Origin of the sequence: Arthrobacter sp. LAR12-1-1.1 (assembly GCF_040676555.1) — a bacterium.
In the GTDB taxonomy this organism is placed as follows: domain Bacteria; phylum Actinomycetota; class Actinomycetes; order Actinomycetales; family Micrococcaceae; genus Arthrobacter.
Map to the genome: position 1 here is coordinate 506,844 of NZ_JBEGIG010000012.1, position 17,630 is coordinate 524,473.

Consider the following 17,630-nt stretch of genomic DNA (forward strand, 5'->3'; position numbering starts at 1 on the left):
GGAGGGGATTAGGCCTCGGCGCCGCTCGGCTGTGCGTCGCCGCCGGCCACTACCTCGCCGTTGCGACGGCGGGTGCGGGTCCGGCGCCGGGCACGGGTTGCCCGGTCCACCTCGGTGGGGGCCTTCGCCGTTGCGGCGGCAGCAGTTTCCGGGCCCTGTCCGCTGGCGGTGGACACGGTATCGGCCTCGGCGGGACGGCGACGGCGGTCGCCGGACCGTCCGCCGGCTTCGGCGCCGCTGCGGCGCGAGTCGCGGCCGCCGGTGCGGCTGCCTTCACGTGCACCCTCGCGGCCGCCGGTGCGGCTGCTCTCGCGGGCGCCGTCACGGCTGCCCGTACGGCTGCTTTCCCGGGCGCCGTCCTTTGCGCTGCCGCGCGAGTTCTTCTTGCCGGTCTCGCCGAGGTCCTCGAGGACCTCCGCGTCGACGCCGGCGAGCACTCGCTTGTCGCGGGGGAGCCGGCCCTTGGTGCCCGCAGGGATGTCGAGTTCCTCGAACAGGTGCGGCGAGGAGGAATAGGTCTCCACGGGCTCGGGGTAGCTCAGGCCCAGGGCCTTGTTGATGAGCCCCCAGCGCGGCATGTCATCCCAGTCAACGAAGGTCACAGCGGTGCCCTTGTTGCCCGCGCGGCCGGTGCGGCCGACGCGGTGCAGGTAGATTTTCTCGTCCTCGACGCACTGGTAGTTGATCACGTGCGTGACGTCGTCGACGTCGATGCCGCGGGCGGCGACGTCGGTGGCCACGAGGACGTCCACCTTGTTGTTGCGGAAGGCGCGCAGCGCCTGTTCGCGGGCGCCCTGGCCGAGGTCGCCGTGGATGGCGGCGGCGGCGAAACCGCGGTCCACCAGTTCCTCGGCCACCTTCGCTGCGGTGCGCTTGGTCTTGGTGAAGATGATGGTACGGCCGCGTCCGCGGGCCTGCAGGATGCGGGCTACCACTTCCACCTTGTCCATGCTGTGGGCACGGTAGATCAACTGGCGGATGTCGCGCTTGGTCAGGCCTTCGTCGTCCGGGTCCGCGGCGCGGATGTGGGTCGGCTGGGTCATGTAGCGGCGGGCCATGGCGATGACCGGGCCGGGCATGGTGGCCGAGAACAGGAGCGTCTGGCGGACTGCGGGGGTACCGGCGATCAGGGTCTCGACGTCCGGCAGGAACCCGAGGTCCAGCATTTCGTCGGCCTCGTCGAGGATGACGATCTTGACGTTCTTCAGGCTCAGGTGCTTCTGCTTGTAGAGGTCGATCAGGCGGCCGGGGGTGCCGACAACAACTTCGACGCCGTTCTTCAGCGCCTCGACCTGCGGCTCATAGGCGCGGCCACCGTAAATGGTGGCGATGCGGGCGTTGCGTTTCTTGGCGGCGTTCTCGAGGTCCTTGGCCACCTGGACGGCGAGTTCGCGGGTGGGCACAATCACCAGGGCCTGCGGGGCGCCCGGCACGGCCAGCTTGTCGAAGCCGGCGTCGTCACGGCCGACGACGCGCTGCAGCGCCGGGATGCCGAAGCCGAGGGTTTTGCCCGTGCCGGTCTTGGCCTGGCCGATGATGTCATGCCCCGCCAGTGCGACCGGCAGCGTCATGGCCTGGATCGGGAACGGGTGGGTGATGCCGGCGTCGGCCAGCGACTCCACGATGTCCGCGCGGACGTTGAAGTCGGCGAAGGTCTTTTCGGCAATCTCGTGCGGCTTTTCGTCCGAGATGATTGTTTCTTCGGGCTCGATGGTCTCCGTGCCGGACTCATCGGTCAGAAGCTGGTGCGTGTGCAATTCACTCACAGGGGAGTTTCCTTATTCATTTTGGGCTGCGCTGCTTGCTCAACGGGGCCGGCCGATGTGGCCGTTCCGGAGCACGCTCAGGCGCGCAAGCATTTCCAGTGGAAGCCGATCGCGGGCTATCTAAATGCTGGCACTGGGGACCAGCGGGTGGATCTCAAGATCGCGTAGGGGCGGGCTTGTTGAATTCGAAAATCATGGAAATCAACGACCGGGCATCCATTTCTACTTCTCCAGTCTAGCTGTACAAGGCCCGGATCCTCGACTGGACCCGTCATCACGCCCCGGGAGCGTGCCGGCTGCGGACTGATAAGGGACTGTCAGCCCACGAGCTCCAGCTGGATTTCGCGTGTGGCGATGTCTGAGGACACCACCCGGACCCGGACTTGCGTGCCCGGTTCCAGTTCGCCGGGGCATCGCGCGGTCACGGCGGGCTCGGCGATCTGGACGATCCCGGACGGGCCGTTTCCGTTGCCGTTGGCTTTGCCGCCGTTCCCATTCCCGTTCCCGCTGCCATTGGTGTTGCTCTTCGCCGGTTTGGGGCCGGAGATGACGACGGCGTCGAATTCCTGGCCGACGTGGTTGACGAGCAGCGCCGCCTCCACGGTGTCCAGCGACAGCCGCTCCAGTTTCGCGGCAAGCTGGTCCGAGGTGCCCATGATGGCCGGGAGGGACGGCAGGGCATCCCGGGCCCAGGCCGGAACTTCGGTGCCGTTGCTCAGGGCCTCGCAGATCACCAGCACGAAGCGGTCGACCAGCCGCCGCAACGGCGCCGTGGAATGGGCGTAGGCGGCGCCGATGGCGGACTGGACTGCGGCTCCCGGCACCGTGCCGTCGAAGTGCGTGTACCCGGCACCGCGGAAAAGCATCCCGGCCGAATGCACAATGGCCAGCTGCCGGGGGTCCGTGGGGTCCAGCGTCCGCAGGTACTCGCCGTAGCGCATTTCCCCGTCCCAGGGCTTGCCGAGAGCGTGGGTCTGGCGGTGGAAGTGCCTCAGTGAAGCCTCATCCGGGGCGGGCATGGTGCGCAGGATGCCGACCTTGCCCTGGAGCATGAGCGCGGCGGCGGCCATCCCGGTCATGAGCGAAATCTGGGCGTTCCAGTCCTCCACCGGCAGCGGCGGGGCCGCCACGATCCGGTAGCCGCCGTCGGGCAGCTGCTGGATTTCCTGTTCCGGCATGTTCAGGCTTGCGCCGCCGCGCAGGCGTTCCAGCTCCACCCGCTTGATGCCTACCTCTTTCAGCAACTGCAGCACTGGCGCCGCGGTGCCGGCGTCGAGCTCGGCCTGGACGCCTTTGTAGCTGAGTTTCGCGCGGCTGCGGACCTGTGCCCGGCGCACGAGGACTGAGGTCACCTCTGCCGCGGCGTCGAGCTCGAACTCCCAGACGAACGCCGCGCAGAGCTGCCCGGCGAGCAGGCTGCCGGCGGCCTCGCTGATGATTTCCGGGTGCAGCGGAATCCGGCCGTCCGGAGTGTAGAAGGTCTGGCCGCGGCGCCGGGTCTCGGCGTCGAGCGCGCCGCCCGGGGCGACAAAGGACGGGACGTCGGCGATGGCGTAGAACACCTTGTAGCCGCCGTCGCTCCGTTCGATGAACAGGGCCTGGTCGAGGTCAGTGGACGATGCCGGATCAATGGTCACGAACTCGACATGTGTGAGGTCCAGGTCCGGCAGCTTGTGCTCGGCCACAGCCGCCTCCGCGTCGCGCAACACGTTCTCGGGGAACGGACCGGGAAGTTCCAGCGTGGTGCGCAGCGCCTTGAGAGCCCCGGCAAGCTGGTTCTGCTGCTCGTGGACACTGGGGGTCAGGCGATGATGGGACACGAAAATCAGGGTAGCCCGATTTCCGCTATTAGTCTTGGATGATGAGCGCAACTGCGGACGATCCTGCCCTCTACAACAGCTTCCTGGCGGATCTGCTGGGAGTCATGGCGTACGGCGAGCTTTCTGCCTTCGAACGGCTGTCCTCGAGCGCCCGGTATTCGCCCACGCTGCATGACCGTGCAGTGCTGGGCAGGATGGCCGTGGACGAGTTCCAGCACTACGAACTCGTCCGCGCCCGGCTCGAGCACATGGGCCTGGACACGGAGGCTGCCATGCTGCCGTTCCAGCCCTCAGTGGACCACTTCCACGAGCGCACGCGCCCGGCGGACTGGTACGAGGCGCTCATGAAGGCCTACGTGATCGACACGGTCTCCGCTGACTTTTACAGCGCCGTCGGCCGGTACGTCGACGCCGGGACCCGGGAGCTGATCGGGCAGGTCCGCTCCACGGGCGAGTCTACGGCCGTGCTGCAGGAGCGTCTCAAGGCGGCCCTCGCCGATGACCCCCGGCTCGCGTCGCGCCTGGCGCTGTGGGCCAGGCGCCTGCTGGGTGAGGTCCTGACCCACGCCCAGCGGGTCAGCCTTGAGCACGAGTTCCTCGCCGGGCTCTCGGGGCTGGACGACGCCGACGCCAGGGAGCTGGTCAGCGGCCTGACGGCCGAACTCGCAGCGAACCACGCGCGCAGGATGGCAGGGCTGGGGCTGGCCGGGTAGGTCCAGTACCGAGCGCCAGCCGCGGTGCCGGCGAGGGTGCAGGCCTGGTTGCCGGCCAGGGTGGCCGCGGCCCGGAACGCCGGCGGGCTTGTGGGCCGGGGAACCTGCCTAGGATTCCGCGGCGTCCAGCGCCGCCAGCAGTGCACCCGCGGCGTGGGCCGGATCAGCGGCGTCGGTGATCGCCCGGACCACCACGATCCGCCGGGCGCCGGCCTGGACTACCTGCTCGACGTTGCTGAGGTCGATCCCGCCGATCGCGAACCACGGCACGACCCCGTCGACTTTGCCGGTGCCGTCCGCTTTCGCCCGGCCGATTGCCTGGGCGGCGTAGCGCACCAGGTCGAGGCCGACGGCGGCGCGTCCCGGCTTGGTGGGCGTCGCCCACACGGGTCCCACACAGAAATAGTCGAGTCCTTTACGGCCTGGTGAGGCGGCAATGGCGGCGTCCACCTGTTTCGGGCTGTGGGTGGACAGGCCGATCACGGCATCCTTGCCCAGGAAGCCGCGGGCGGCGTCGAACAAAATGTCCTTTTGGCCGATATGGAACACCGGCGCCCCGGACAAGGAGGCGATGTCAGCCCGGTCATTGACGGCCCACAGCCGTCCGTGGCGCTGTGCTGCCGCGTGAAGGACCTCCAGGAGTTCGAGTTCCTCCGCCGCCTCGAGCGATTTGTCGCGCAGCTGGATGATGTCAACGCCGCCTGCGAAGGCGGCGTCAACGAAGTCCTCGAAGTCGCCGCGGTCCCTGCGGGCGTCGGTGCAGAGGTAGAGGCGGGCGGTGGTGTGGAGGGGGTCCTGGCTCATGGGACCAGCCTAGTTCCTCTAAACTGGGCGCATACCGCGGGAGCCCGCAGCAGCCATGTCGCCGCTGCACGGCTGAGAGGGCGTCAGAGCCGACCGCTTGACCTGATCCGGCTAGTACCGGCGTAGGGAAGGAATTTTTTTATGGGCTCACGAGCCGGCCGCACAGCCGAAGCCGCAAATGACGCCGCTTCCAGAGTTTGTGACACCGGGCCCGGTACCGCAGGGGACATCAGCGCCGAAGGCATCACCACAGACATCACCGCAGACGTTGCCGTGATCGGCGGCGGCGTGATCGGCCACGGCATCGCGTTCGAGGCCAGCCGCGCGGGCCGGTCCGTGGTGCTGATCGATGATGCTCCCGGCAGCGGAGCCAGCTGGGCCGCGGCCGGCATGCTGGCCCCCGTGAGCGAGCTGCACTACCAGGAGGAGCAGCTCCTGGAGCTGATGCTTGAGTCCTCCCGGCTGTGGCCCGGATTCGCTGCCGAAGTGGACGCCGGTGCCGGGATGGACGCCGGTGCCGGGGGCACGGAATCTCGGGCCGGTACCGGCTACCTGACGACGCCGACCCTGGCCGTCGGGGCCGACGCGGCGGACCGGCGCGCGCTCGCGGACCTGAGGGAAGTCCAGCAGGCCTGCGGCCTCACCGTGGAACCGCTGACAGTGCGCGAGGCGCGGAGCCGGGAGCCGCTGCTGAGTCCCGGCATCTCGTGCGCCTTCGACATCCCGGCCGATCACCAGGTGGACCCCCGCCTCCTGATCGCCCGGCTCGCCGGCGTGCTCGGCACGGAGGGCGGGAGCTTGATCCGGCGGCGCGCGGCGGGCCTGCTGTGGCAGGACGGACAGGTTGCGGGCGTACGGCTGGCGGGTGGCGGTTTCGTGCGGGCTGCAGAAACCGTCGTCGCCAACGGGCTCGGCGCCGCCGGGCTCGAGGAGCTGCCCGCCGGACTGGCGCTGCCGCTGCGGCCCGTCTACGGCGACATCCTGCGCCTTCGCGTGCCCCCGCATCTTCAGCCGCTGCTCACCGCAACCGTGCGGGGCATGGTGCGCGGGGTCCCGGTGTACATCGTTCCCCGCCAGGACGGCACCGTGGTGATCGGAGCCACCCAGCGCGAGGACGGACCGTCGAATCCGCATGCCGTATCTGCCGGCGGCATCTACCAGCTGCTGCGGGACGCCCAGCAGCTGGTGCCCGGGGTCGCCGAGCTGGAGCTGCTGGAAGCCACGGCCCGAGCCCGGCCCGGCACCCCGGACAACGCCCCGTTGCTGGGGCGGGTCGCGCGCCCGGGCGGCGGGGACGTCCCGGGACTGATCATCGCCACAGGTTTCTTCCGGCACGGCGTCCTGCTGACCCCCGCCGCTGCCGCCGTATGCCGGCAACTCATGGACGGGACGCCGGACCCGCGCTGGGCCGGGTTCCGCCCCGACCGTTTTTCCCGCATCCCGGATACGTCCGGAGACAGCCCCAACAAGGAAGCAGCATGAACATCAGACTGAACGGAACGGAGCGGAGCGTCGCCGACGGCGCCTCCGTCAGCACACTCGTCAGCCAGCTCACGGGCCGCAGCATCGGCCCCGACGGCCGGGCTGCAGACGGGGGCAAACTCGGTGTCGCCGTGGCCCGCAATGCCGAAGTGGTGCCGCGCAGCCAGTGGCACGCCACGGCGCTCGCCGACGGCGACGACGTCGAACTTGTCACGGCAGTCCAGGGAGGATGACCAGCATGAACGAGACGACGTTGGCAGGAACACCGGCCGTACCGGTGACCGGGGCGGTGGCCGACCCGTTCGTGGTCGACGGCGTGGAGCTCAGCTCCCGCCTCATCATGGGTACCGGAGGTGCGCCGAGCCTGGACGGGCTGGGGGCCGCGCTCGTGGCCTCCGGGACCGAGCTGACCACGGTGGCGATGCGCCGCTATTCGCCGGCCGAGACGGGCTCGCTGTTCCAGCTGCTCGATGACCACCAGATCCGGGTGCTGCCCAACACGGCCGGCTGTTTCACCGCCAAGGATGCTGTCCTCACCGCCGAGCTGGCCCGGGAGGCCCTGGAAACGGACTGGGTCAAGCTCGAAGTCATTGCCGACGAGCACACCCTGCTGCCGGACGCAGTCGAACTCGTGGACGCCACCGAACAGCTCGTGGCCCGCGGCTTCAAGGTCTTCGCCTACACCAACGACGACCCCGTGCTTGCCCTCCGGCTCGAAAACCTCGGCGCGACAGCCGTGATGCCGCTGGGCGCCCCGATCGGCACCGGCCTGGGCATCCTGAACCCGCACAACATCGAGCTGATCGTCTCGCGCGCGTCCGTGCCCGTGGTGCTGGATGCCGGGATCGGCACGGCCTCGGACGCGGCCCTGGCGATGGAACTCGGCTGCGACGCCGTGCTGCTGGCCACGGCCGTGACCCGGGCGCAGAATCCCGTGCTCATGGGCGAGGCCTTCAAACACGCCGTCATCGCCGGTAGGCTGGCAAAAAAGGCTGGCAGGATCCCACGCCGCGAGCACGCGCTGGCGTCCTCGGCGATGGAAGGCCGGGCCGAATTCCTCTGAGTCCGGCCGCTCCCGGTAGGCCGCCAGTCTTGTCGGTCAACCAGTCAAGGAGACTGTCATGGCAGCCACGGACGACATCCTCACCCGCCCCCAGCTCGACGAAGCGCTGGCGGGCCTGCCGGACTGGCGGTACCGCCTCGGCGGGCTGGTGACCGTGTACACGGCGCCGACGGCGGCCGCGGCACTGGAGCTGATCGCCGCCGTCGGGCGCCTCGCCGAAGAGCAGAACCACCACCCGGACCTGGACTGGCGCTACAATCGGGTCTTTCTTCGCTACAGTTCCCATGACGCCGGCACCGAGGTGACGCCGAGGGACGTCAAAGCGGCGACGGCGGCCAGCGTGGCGGCCGCCGCAGTCGGTGCCACCGCGCAACCGGGGTTGTACCGGACGGTGGAAGTGGCCATCGATTCGGACAATCCCGCCGGGATTTCGGAGCTCTGGCGGGTCGCCCTCGGTTACCGCAAGGGCAGGTTCGGGGATCTCACTGACCCCTACGGCCGCGGCCCCTCGCTCTGGTTCCAGGAAACCTCCACCCCGAACGCCAACCGCATCCACCTGGACATCCACAGGAGCAAGGCCGAGTCCGGCTCCGTACTGGAGAAGACCGCGGCTACCGGGGCCTCAATGAACCGTGACCACGCACCCAACTGGGTGGTGGTCACGGATGCGCAGGGAAACCGTCTGTGCCTGTACACCGAAGACGGCCACGGGCCGGACCTGCCGGCGTAGGGCAGCCCCCTTGACGGGGTAATGCCCGGTCAGAGCTTCAGGATGGTTGTGAGCCGCTCGGTGTCCTGCCGGGTCCGGGTCTTGCCGAGGTACACCACGGCCGCGATCGAGGCCGCAGTGCCCAGGACCATCGGCAGGATCCACGGGATCCAGGTCAGGCCCGGCTGGTAGCCGAGCCCGGCGGCAATGAAGATGATCCAGCTCAGCATGCCGACGGTCGCAGCGACTCCGGCTGGGACGCTGACGCCGTATTTCGTGTGCCGCTTGTCGTTGGCCCACACCACGAAGCCCGCAGCAACGGTCACCATGGCAACCACAATCAGAGAAAGCATTCAGGACACCTCACGCTTGTGAAGAAAACGACAGTGAGTAAACGGTAGTGAAGAAAGCGAAGCGGTACCGAAGGATTCAGCCGGGAAGCTGCTCCGACGGCGGCCGCTCGGACGGCGGGGCTAGAGAGCGCCGAAGCCGACGCGGCGGGCCTCTTCTGCTCCGATTTCCACGTAGCCCAGGACATTGGCGGGGACGATCACCAGGCGGCCCTTGTCGTCCTTCAGCCGCAGTTCGCCGCCCTTGGCGATCGCCTCGGCGACTACCTTGGCGACGGTGTCGGCGTCCTGGGTCGATTCGAGGACAAGTTCGCGGCCAATGTTCTGAATACCAATCTTTACTTCCACAGCAAGGCCTCCCAGCCAATCAACGTCCAAAGAATGTCTAAGGTCAATCTCTATTTGTAGTCTAGGTCTCTTTGGGGAAGCGGGAGATTCCGCGCCAAGCTAAACGGTAGATGAGGTCGCTGGCAACATCGAGGTCCAGGTTCCCGTCCGTTTCCAGCCAGTACCGGGCGCTCACGTGGGCCATTCCGGCGAGCCCGCGGCCCAGCAGTTGGGCTTCGAGGTCGGGCAGTTTCGTGTCCTCGGCGATGACGCGCGCGACGGCGTCGGCAAAGGTCTTGTTGAACGTTTCCAGCCGTGCGCTGACGTCGGGATCGTTAATCAGGTCCGATTCGAAGACGAGCCGGTGCGCCTGGTCGTCGTGGGCGATGAAGCGGAAGTAGGCGCGCATGACCGCCTGGACGCGTTCGTCATTGTCTGTGGTGGAATTCAGCGCGCCAAGCAGCAGATCGATCAGCTTGCTGAGGTGGCTGTCCAGCAATGCGAGGTAGAGGTCCCGCTTGGAAGGGAAGTGCTGGTACAGCACCGGCTTGCTGACATGGGCGGTCTCGGCGATCTCATCCATGGCGGCGCCGTGGTAGCCGTTCGCGACGAAGACTTCCTGCGCAGCCGCCAGCAGCTGCGCCCGGCGTTCGTCACGGGGGAGGCGGGCCGAACGCTGTCCGCTCCGCGTCTGTCCGGCCGGCGGCTTGCCGTTCTCGTCCCGCTCCGCCGGTGCCTGATGAACCACTGTCGGCCTTCTTTCCCTTTTCACCCCAATTGCGCGCAATCGCACTCAACTGCACTTGTACTGAACTACCTTGCACTCAATTACACCTTACGCGCGGGTAATATGACCTGGCGGTATCTTGGGGCATAGATTGAAGTATGGCTTCCAAGTTCACCGCTTCCGGTGCCCCCGCAACCCCCCGGCCGCAGCTGGACCCGCGGCCCGGACCGCTGGTTGCTCCGGCAGGGGACCTCAGCCCCGACGAGGTGGAACGCTACTCGCGCCACCTGATCATTCCGGAGATCGGCGCGATCGGCCAGCGGCGCCTCAAGAACGCGAAAGTTCTCGTCATCGGGGCCGGCGGCCTCGGCTCCCCCGCCCTGCTCTATCTCGCCGCCGCCGGGGTCGGCACCCTCGGGATCGTCGATGACGACGACGTCGACCTCAGCAACCTCCAGCGCCAGATCATCCACGGCGTCGCGGATGTGGGCCGGCCCAAAATCGAGTCCGCCCGCGATGCCATCGCCGCCCTGAACCCACTCGTGGATGTCCGGCTCCACAACGTCCGTCTCGACGCATCCAACGCACTGGAACTCTTTGCCGGCTACGACCTCATCCTCGACGGCGCCGATAACTTTGCCACCCGCTACCTCGTCAACGACGCCGCCGCCATCCTCGGCAAGCCCTACATTTGGGGATCGATCTTCCGCTTCGACGGCCAGGTCAGCGTCTTTTGGGAGCAGTTCGGGCCCACCTACCGGGACCTCTACCCGGAGGCGCCGCCGGCTGGATCGGTCCCGTCCTGCGGCGAAGGCGGCGTGTTCGGCATGCTGTGCGCCGCCGTCGGAGCGCTGATGGTGACCGAGGCCGTCAAGCTGATCACCGGCGTCGGCCGGTCCCTGCTGGGCCGGCTGGCGCTCTACGACGCGCTGGGCGGCACCTGGCGCGAAATCAAGGTGGCCCGGGACCCCGAGGCGGCGCGGATCACGGAACTGACCGATTACGAGGCCTTCTGCGGCATCACCCCAACGGCGGATGCGGGTACCGAGCACACAGTGACGGCTGCCCAGCTCGCCACCATGCTGGCCTCGCGCAAGGCCGGCCTCAAGGACTTCCACCTCGTGGACGTGCGGGAACAAGGGGAATACGAGATCGTCCGCATTGACGGGGCGGTGCTGATCCCGCAGGGCCGCATCCTTGCCGGGGAAGCGTGGCAGGAACTGCCCCAGGATGCCGAAATCGTCTTCCACTGCAAGGGCGGAACACGTTCCGCTGCGGTCCTGTCCGCAGCCCGCGCCGCCGGGTACGAGCGCGTCAGCCACCTCGAAGGCGGCATTCTCGCCTGGGTCCGGGACGTGGAACCCGGGAAGCCTGTGTACTGAAGCCTGGACTGAGGCCATCCGGCCGGCCACGTCGCGGCCGCCGATAAACACTCCGCCGAGCGGCGCCCAACGAAAGGCCTGGTCATGAGCGAGGAAACCACCGGGACGTCCCAGCGCAAGATTGGCTCCGGCTTTGGCCGGGATTCGACGGCGGCCGAGGTCATTGCCGGCATCGACCTGGCCGGGAAGACCGCGATCGTCACGGGCGGCTACTCGGGACTGGGCCTGGAGACCGTGCGGGCACTGGCCTGGGCCGGCGCCGCCGTTGTGGTGCCGGCCCGCCGGCCGGAGCATGCCCGGGACGTCCTCGCTGCGGCCGGGCTGACGCCGGCAGTCGAAGGCGGCGATGTCAGCGTTGCTGAACTGGACCTTGCGGACCAGGCCAGCGTGAAGGAGTTCGCCGCCGGTTTCCTGGCCGGTGCTGCGCCCGGCGCTGCGCCTGGCGCAGTCGTCCGTCTGGACATCCTCATCAACAACGCCGCCGTCATGGCAAGTCCGGAGCGGAGGGTGGGTCCAGGCTGGGAATCGCAGTTCGCCACGAACCACCTGGGCCATTTTTCCCTCACCAACCTGCTGTGGCCGGCCCTTGCCGCGGCGCGGGGAGCCCGGGTGGTCTCGCTGTCCTCTACCGGCCACAAGCTCTCGGGGATCCGTTTCGATGACATCAATTTCGACGCCGGCTACGACAAGTGGCGCGCCTACGGCCAGGCCAAGACGGCCAACGCGCTCTTCGCCGTCCAACTCGACGCCCTGGGCCGGGACTTTGGCGTGCGCGCCTTCGCCGTGCATCCGGGCGGGATCATGACCGAACTGCAGCGGCACCTGCCGCGGGAGGAGATGATCGCCGCGGGCTGGATGGACGAGCACGGCACGCTCGACCCCCGGTTCAAAACACCGGCGCAGGGCGCCGCCACCTCGGTCTGGGCCGCGACGGCGCCGGCGCTCGAGGGAATGGGCGGCGTCTACTGCGAGGACTGCGACATCGCCGAAGCCACGGTGCCGGGATCGCCCGAAGCGAGGATCAGGGGCGTGGATGCCCATGCGGTGGACCGGGAGGCTGCCGCACGGCTGTGGCAGGTGTCGGCCGAAATGACCGGGATCAACGCTTTCCCCGGATAAGCCCGCGCGGGGAGGCTACGCGGTTTCGCGGATGTCGCCCGCAGCGGGGCCGAGGTCGCCAGGGTTATGGACAGCGGGGGTGTGGTCCACGGGGCACGCGGCCGCGGAACCGGCAGAACCGGCGGGGGGCTCCACCGTAATGCCGTACAACGCCTCAAGACCGGCAACGTAGGCGTCCTGCTGTCCGTTGGAGGCCAGTTCGCGCGCCCGGACGGTGGGGACGTGCAGCAGTTGTTTCACCATGCGGCGCAGGGCGAATTCGACTTCCTCGGCGGCGGCCGTGCAGCCGTGCCGGGCGCGGACCTTTTCCATTTCCGCGTCCAGGACGTTCATCGTGTGGCGGCGCAAGGCGACGATGGCGGAGTCAACGGACCGTGCCTCGCGCTCCTGCTCGAACGCGCTGGCCGCCCCGGACACGATGCTGCTGGCCTGCTCGAGCGACTCGGCCTGTTCCTGCGGTGCGGCCAGCCGGACGGATTCCAGCGTGAGCAGTTCGACGCCGTCGAGGTCGCCCACCGCGGGATCGAAGTCATGGGTCAATGCGAGGTCGATCGCGATGAGAGCCTGGGGCGAGTTCGCCCGGATCCGGGCGAGGTCGTCCGCTTCGACCCGGCTGTCCGAACCGCTGCAGCCGATCATGACGTCGGCCGCGGCAACTGCGGCCGGAAGAGTGTCCTCGTCCAGGGCCGTGCCGCCCCGGGTGGCGACGAAGCCGGCGGCGCGCCCGGAGGAGGAATAGACGCAGACATCGGTGCAGCCGCGCTCGCGCAGCAGCGACATGGTGGCTCCGGCGTAGGCGCCGGTCCCGAAGACAACGGCTTTCTTGGTGGACCAGTCCGGGTTTTCGGACAGGTCCGTCGCGAGATCGAGCGCCACGGAGACGATGGAAAGGCCGCGCGAACCCAGCGCCGTCTGGGCGCCGACGTCCTTGGCTGTCTTTGATGCGGCCTGGAACAGCCGGACCAGGCCGGAGCTGGCAGTGCCCTCGTGTTGGGCCGTGATCAAGGCCCGGCGTACCTGGCCGGCAATTTCGCGTTCGCCGACCACGGCGGAGTCCAGTCCTGAACTAACCGCGAAGAGGTGCTGGCTGACCTCGGCACCGGTGCGGGTGCTGAAGGCGCGGGAGACAAGTTGATCGTTGAGTCCGCTGGCTCCGCTGATCTGGGTAATGAGGGCTGCCCGGGCGGCGTCGACGGCATCCGGATGCGGGGCTTCGCCGTAGATTTCAAGGCGGTTGCAGGTGGCAAGGACAACGGCACCCGCCACGGCCGGCGATCCGGCGAGGGCGGATGTGGCGAGCCCTGAAGCGCCGGTGCTCAACTGAGCAACGGTTTCGAGGTCGATGTCGGCGTGTGTAGCCACCAATGAAAAAAGAACCACAGCATCACCATCATAGCTTTTTCGTCTCCGTGTAGAACAACTGCCCGGCGTGGGCTCGGGCACGCTGGCCTGTGATTCCCGCCACGGTGCGGCCCAGGATGGGCGTCGTGACAGGCTGTCGTTATCTTTTGGGCACAAATTTGGGCACAATCGAAGGCATGACTCCAAGCGCTGCGGCACGAACCGGCACCACCACATTCAGTATGTCCGAGGGCAGTGCTGCCACCGACGACGCCGTCGTGGATGCCGCCGCCGGCGGCCTCGATGCCGGGCACCCGCTGATGGACGGCCGCACCGCGGGCTCCCCGCTGATCACCGCCTACCGCGGCGGCAAGCCCTCCCGCCGTCCTGTCTGGTTCATGCGCCAGGCCGGCCGCTCGCTGCCCGAATACCTCAAGATCCGCGAGGGCGTCGCGATGCTGGACTCGTGCCTGCGCCCGGAACTGGCGTCCGAGATCACGCTGCAGCCGGTCCGACGCCACGACGTCGATGCCGCCATCTTCTTCTCGGACATTGTGATCCCGCTCAAGCTGGCCGGCGTCGGCGTGGACATCGTCCCCGGCGTCGGACCCGTCCTGGACAAACCGGTCCGCACGGCCGCGGACGTCGCCGCCCTGCCGCAGCTGACCTGGGCGGCCCTGGAGCCTATCCGCGAAGCCGTCCGGCTCACCGTGGCCGAGCTCGGCAGCACCCCGCTGATCGGCTTCGCCGGCGCGCCCTTCACCCTCGCCGCGTACATGGTGGAAGGCAAGCCGTCCCGCGACCACCTCGGTCCGCGCACCATGATGCACGCCGACCCCGAGACCTGGACTGCCCTGGCCAACTGGGCCGCGGACGCCTCCGGAATGTTCCTCCGGGCACAGCTGGAAGCCGGCGCCTCGGCCGGCCAGCTCTTCGACTCCTGGGCCGGTTCGCTGGGACTGGCCGACTACCAGCGCTTTGTTGCGCCGGCGTCGTCCCGTGCCCTGGACCACGTCCGGCACCTTGGCGCCCCGCTGATCCACTTCGGCACCGGCACCTCGGAGCTGCTCGTCGCGATGCGCGACGTCGGCGTCGACGTCGTGGGCGTCGACTACCGGCTGCCGCTGGACGAAGCCAACCGCCGCCTCGGCGGCACCGTTCCGCTGCAGGGCAACATTGACCCAGCCCTGCTCGCGGCACCGTGGGAGGTCCTCGAAGCGCATGTCCGCGACGTGATCGCGGCGGGCTCCGCCGCACCCGGGCACGTCTTGAACCTCGGCCATGGAGTGCCGCCGGAGACGGATCCTGCGGTGCTCACGCGCGTGGTCGAACTCATCCACTCCATCGCTCCGGAGTAAGGGCATGGACGCAGGCGCCACCGGGACTGCCTTGGTGGGCACCGCGGTCGTGATCGGGGGCGGGATCTCCGGCCTGCTTGCGGCCCGGGAGTTTGCCCGGGCAGGCGTCCGCACCACCGTCCTGGAGGCCGGGGAGGCCTGGGGCGGCTGCGTCGGCAGCCATACCGTGGCCGGATTGACCTTGGACAGCGGGGCGGAGTCGTTCGCCACCCGCACCGCTGCCGTAGCCGATCTCGCCGCGGAGCTCGGGCTGGCCGGCGAGATCGTCGCGCCGAACCCCGGCGGCGCCTGGGTCCAGCTGCCCGAAGGCCCGCGGGAACTGCCCAAGACCGGAGTGCTGGGCATCCCGGCCAGCCCGTGGGACCCGGAAGTCCGCCGGTCGCTGGGCTTGCTGGGTTCCCTCCGCGCCTCCATCGATGCCGTGCTGCCGGCCTCGCTGGGCACCGGTGCCGCGGCAACGAGCGTGTCAGCCCTGGTCCGCCGGCGGATGGGCAGTCGGGTCCTGGACCGACTCGTGGCACCGGTTGTCGGCGGCGTCCACTCGGCCGATCCCTCGGTGCTCGACGTCGACATGGTGGCCCCCGGACTGCGGGCCGGCATCCGTCAGCACGGTTCCCTCGCCGCCGCCGTCGCGGCCCAGCGCAGGGGAGCGGCGGCTGCCACAGCCGGGTCTGCGAAGGCCCAGTCCGCAGGGATTGCGAAGGCCGGGTCCGCCGTCGCCGGGCTGCTCGGCGGAATGCACACCCTCGTCGCCGCCCTGCTCGCCGATCTGCGTCAGCGCGGCGTCACCCTGCTCAGCGGCACCCCGGCCCGGTCAGTGCAGCGCACGGCCGGCGGCTGGCGCGTCGCAACAGACCAGGCCACCTTCGACGCCGGGGTCCTCGTGGTTGCGGTGGAGGGTCCCGCCGCCGTCGGGCTGCTTGAGGAAACCCTGCCGGAACTTGCCGGCCTCCGCCCCGACGCCGGACCCGATGTCAGCCTCGTCACCCTTGTGGTGGATCTGCCTGCCCTTGACCGGGCGCCACGCGGCACCGGCGTGCTTGTGGCTCCGCAGAGCGCGGGCGTGCAGGCCAAGGCGCTGACGCACGCCACCGCCAAATGGGCCTGGCTGGCGGAGCGGACAGGCCCGGGACGGCATGTGCTTCGGCTCTCCTACGGGCGCGCCGCTGCCCCAGGGGCGACGCCGGGGTCCGGAGGCGGGGGAGCGGCCGCGGCGCCGCGCTCTGATGATGAACTGTTCCGCGCAGCACTGGCCGACGCCTCGGCCCTGCTGGGCGTTTCCGTCAGCGCCGGGGACGTGGCGGACTGGGACGTGGTCCGCTGGGCCGGTGCACTGCCCTTTGCGTCGCTCGGCCACAGGCAGCGTGTCGCGGCCGTCCGGAGCATCTGTGCCGCTGACGGCACGCTTGCCGTGGTGGGCGGCTGGCTGTCCGGCAACGGCCTGGCCGCGATTGTGGCCGACACCCCGGGGCAGGTCCGCACCCTGTTGTCCTGAAGGCCGCTGCCCTGAAGGCTGTTGCCCTCAACGCGGCCGCACTCAAGGCTGCAGCTGTGGGTGCCCCTGCCCTGAACACGCCTGCCTCAGATCGGCTGCCCTGACCCCGGTCCGGCGAGTCCCAAAAGCACCCTCAGTCACACGAATCACAGCTGCTCCAAGGGCACCCTGAACCCCTCCGATCCCGTGGGTTTCCTGCCGCTAATTCGCGGTTTTTGCAAGTTTTTCCTGCAGGTCGATTCCGGCTAGGGTCGATGACCATGGTTATTTTCAGGTCCAAGGTGTCCACAACGAAGACCGGGCGCCATCGGGGCCTTCGACGCGGTGCGGCGGCAGTCGCACTCGGGGCCCTGCTGGCTGCCACCGCAGGGGTTCCTGCCTCACAGGCGGCCACGGGGTTGTCCGAGGCGGCGTCCACCGTTCCGTCGACGCAGGGCTCGCTGTCGCTCGGCCTCGATGACGTGCTGAACGGGCTGCTGGGCTCCTCGACGACGCCAAGCCCTTCGCCGTCCGCCGGCTCGGGCGAGTCCACCCCGTCGCAGCCGCCGTCGCACGGCAACAGCCCGGAACCCGGCGACCCGGAGCCCAGCGACCCCGAGCCCGACGAGCCCGAACCCACGGCCCCGAACACCAGCACGCCGCCGTCCAGCACCCCGTCCGCGAAAGCTGCGCCGCCGGCCGGCCCGCCGTCCACAGCCCCGGTGCCGGGAGCGCCCGCCACAGGCGGTTCTGCTCCGGCTCTGCCGGCCACCGGGCAGGCTCCCGGCCAGCCGGCCCCGGGCAGCACGGGCGCCGACCCGGCCGCCGAGGCCCAGCCCGGAACCGCTGTGCCGGCCGCGGGCAGCGGTACCGGCACGCAGGCGCCGTCGAAGCCCGCCGCGCCGCGGCCTTCCGCAACCAGTTCAAGCTCGGCCGGTTCGTCCACGGCCCCGGCCAAGGGCCACTCCGGCAACACCTCCCTGCAGGCCACCTCGGCGGTGGAACCCGCCGGGCCGTCCCCGCTGATCGGCTGGGGCATCTGCCTGGTGGCGCTCTCGCTCGGCGCCGGCGTCGCGGTCGTCCGGATGCGCCGGAGCTGACAGGCCCGTCTCCCGCGGACCGGAGCTGACGGACCCGTCCCCGCGGGCCAGCCTCCCGGTGTGAAATAAAGCACTTCTACGCGTTGTAGAAGTGC

17 protein-coding genes and 1 riboswitch are annotated in these 17,630 nt (G+C 69.3%); of the genes, 10 read left to right on the forward strand and 7 right to left on the reverse strand.

What is annotated here, in order from left to right; genetic code table 11:
• Window positions 1-8: 8 nt before the first annotated feature.
• Complete coding sequence (locus MRBLAR12_RS10450; RefSeq protein WP_229994993.1) at window positions 9-1,766, reverse strand: DEAD/DEAH box helicase; 1,758 nt, start codon at window positions 1,764-1,766, stop codon at window positions 9-11.
• A 317-nt stretch (window positions 1,767-2,083) separates the two neighbouring features.
• A complete protein-coding gene (locus MRBLAR12_RS10455) occupies window positions 2,084-3,586 on the reverse strand; it encodes an RNB domain-containing ribonuclease (protein ID WP_364745744.1) in 1,503 nt (500 codons plus the stop codon).
• Window positions 3,587-3,624: 38 nt separating this feature from the next.
• Here MRBLAR12_RS10455 and MRBLAR12_RS10460 point away from each other — a divergent pair, with 38 nt between their 5' ends.
• A complete protein-coding gene (locus MRBLAR12_RS10460; protein WP_414645491.1) occupies window positions 3,625-4,299 on the forward strand; it encodes a ferritin-like fold-containing protein in 675 nt (224 codons plus the stop codon).
• 108 nt (window positions 4,300-4,407) lie between these two features.
• Here MRBLAR12_RS10460 and thiE read toward each other — a convergent pair whose 3' ends face one another.
• On the reverse strand, window positions 4,408-5,103 hold the full coding sequence (gene thiE, locus MRBLAR12_RS10465) for a thiamine phosphate synthase (protein WP_364745746.1): 696 nt from the start codon (window positions 5,101-5,103) through the stop codon (window positions 4,408-4,410).
• A gap of 26 nt (window positions 5,104-5,129) precedes the next feature.
• Window positions 5,130-5,250: riboswitch (TPP riboswitch) on the forward strand.
• On the opposite strand from thiE, the gene thiO reads away from it, so the two are divergent.
• The 4 genes from thiO to MRBLAR12_RS10485 all read left to right on the forward strand — a co-directional run bounded on the left by thiO (window position 5,245) and on the right by MRBLAR12_RS10485 (window position 8,378).
• Window positions 5,245-6,585 (forward strand): glycine oxidase ThiO, encoded by a 1,341-nt coding sequence (thiO, locus tag MRBLAR12_RS10470; protein WP_364745749.1) that lies wholly within the window; start codon window positions 5,245-5,247, stop codon window positions 6,583-6,585. Its footprint overlaps the riboswitch before it by 6 nt.
• The gene (gene thiS / locus MRBLAR12_RS10475; RefSeq protein ID WP_229994168.1) at window positions 6,582-6,818 is read left to right on the forward strand and encodes a sulfur carrier protein ThiS; all 237 of its coding nucleotides are present in this window, start codon (window positions 6,582-6,584) and stop codon (window positions 6,816-6,818) included. The genes thiO and thiS overlap by 4 nt, the downstream gene beginning before the upstream one ends.
• A 5-nt stretch (window positions 6,819-6,823) precedes the next feature.
• Window positions 6,824-7,648 carry a thiazole synthase gene (locus MRBLAR12_RS10480; RefSeq protein ID WP_364745752.1) on the forward strand — a complete coding sequence of 275 codons (825 nt, stop codon included), beginning with the start codon at window positions 6,824-6,826 and terminating at the stop codon, window positions 7,646-7,648.
• Window positions 7,649-7,706: 58 nt separating this feature from the next.
• Entirely contained in the window at window positions 7,707-8,378 is a 672-nt protein-coding gene (locus tag MRBLAR12_RS10485) for a 4a-hydroxytetrahydrobiopterin dehydratase (RefSeq protein ID WP_364745754.1), read from the forward strand.
• A 29-nt stretch (window positions 8,379-8,407) separates the two neighbouring features.
• Here MRBLAR12_RS10485 and MRBLAR12_RS10490 read toward each other — a convergent pair whose 3' ends face one another.
• The 3 genes from MRBLAR12_RS10490 to MRBLAR12_RS10500 all read right to left on the reverse strand — a co-directional run bounded on the left by MRBLAR12_RS10490 (window position 8,408) and on the right by MRBLAR12_RS10500 (window position 9,782).
• Entirely contained in the window at window positions 8,408-8,710 is a 303-nt protein-coding gene (locus MRBLAR12_RS10490) for a hypothetical protein (RefSeq protein ID WP_229994166.1), read from the reverse strand.
• 120 nt (window positions 8,711-8,830) lie between these two features.
• A complete protein-coding gene (locus MRBLAR12_RS10495) occupies window positions 8,831-9,055 on the reverse strand; it encodes a DUF3107 domain-containing protein (protein ID WP_229994165.1) in 225 nt (74 codons plus the stop codon).
• A 61-nt stretch (window positions 9,056-9,116) separates the two neighbouring features.
• On the reverse strand, window positions 9,117-9,782 hold the full coding sequence (locus MRBLAR12_RS10500) for a TetR/AcrR family transcriptional regulator (protein WP_414645492.1): 666 nt from the start codon (window positions 9,780-9,782) through the stop codon (window positions 9,117-9,119).
• A 137-nt stretch (window positions 9,783-9,919) separates the two neighbouring features.
• On the opposite strand from MRBLAR12_RS10500, the gene moeB reads away from it, so the two are divergent.
• Together moeB and MRBLAR12_RS10510 are read left to right on the forward strand one after the other, a co-directional pair.
• Window positions 9,920-11,143, forward strand: coding sequence for a molybdopterin-synthase adenylyltransferase MoeB (moeB, locus tag MRBLAR12_RS10505; protein ID WP_364745758.1), 1,224 nt, complete (start codon window positions 9,920-9,922; stop codon window positions 11,141-11,143).
• A gap of 84 nt (window positions 11,144-11,227) precedes the next feature.
• Window positions 11,228-12,262, forward strand: a complete 1,035-nt coding sequence (locus tag MRBLAR12_RS10510) for an SDR family NAD(P)-dependent oxidoreductase (RefSeq protein ID WP_364745761.1) — start codon at window positions 11,228-11,230, stop codon at window positions 12,260-12,262.
• A 15-nt stretch (window positions 12,263-12,277) separates the two neighbouring features.
• On the opposite strand, the gene MRBLAR12_RS10515 is transcribed toward MRBLAR12_RS10510, so the two are convergent.
• A complete protein-coding gene (locus MRBLAR12_RS10515; protein WP_364745764.1) occupies window positions 12,278-13,642 on the reverse strand; it encodes a glutamyl-tRNA reductase in 1,365 nt (454 codons plus the stop codon).
• 203 nt (window positions 13,643-13,845) lie between these two features.
• Here MRBLAR12_RS10515 and hemE point away from each other — a divergent pair, with 203 nt between their 5' ends.
• From hemE to MRBLAR12_RS10530, 3 genes are all read left to right on the forward strand, one after another.
• Window positions 13,846-14,961: a uroporphyrinogen decarboxylase gene (gene hemE, locus MRBLAR12_RS10520; protein ID WP_229994177.1), complete on the forward strand. Its 1,116-nt coding sequence runs from the start codon at window positions 13,846-13,848 to the stop codon at window positions 14,959-14,961.
• A gap of 4 nt (window positions 14,962-14,965) precedes the next feature.
• On the forward strand, window positions 14,966-16,456 hold the full coding sequence (gene hemG / locus MRBLAR12_RS10525; protein WP_364745767.1) for a protoporphyrinogen oxidase: 1,491 nt from the start codon (window positions 14,966-14,968) through the stop codon (window positions 16,454-16,456).
• A 260-nt stretch (window positions 16,457-16,716) separates the two neighbouring features.
• Entirely contained in the window at window positions 16,717-17,535 is an 819-nt protein-coding gene (locus MRBLAR12_RS10530; protein ID WP_364745770.1) for a hypothetical protein, read from the forward strand.
• Window positions 17,536-17,630: the final 95 nt, after the last annotated feature.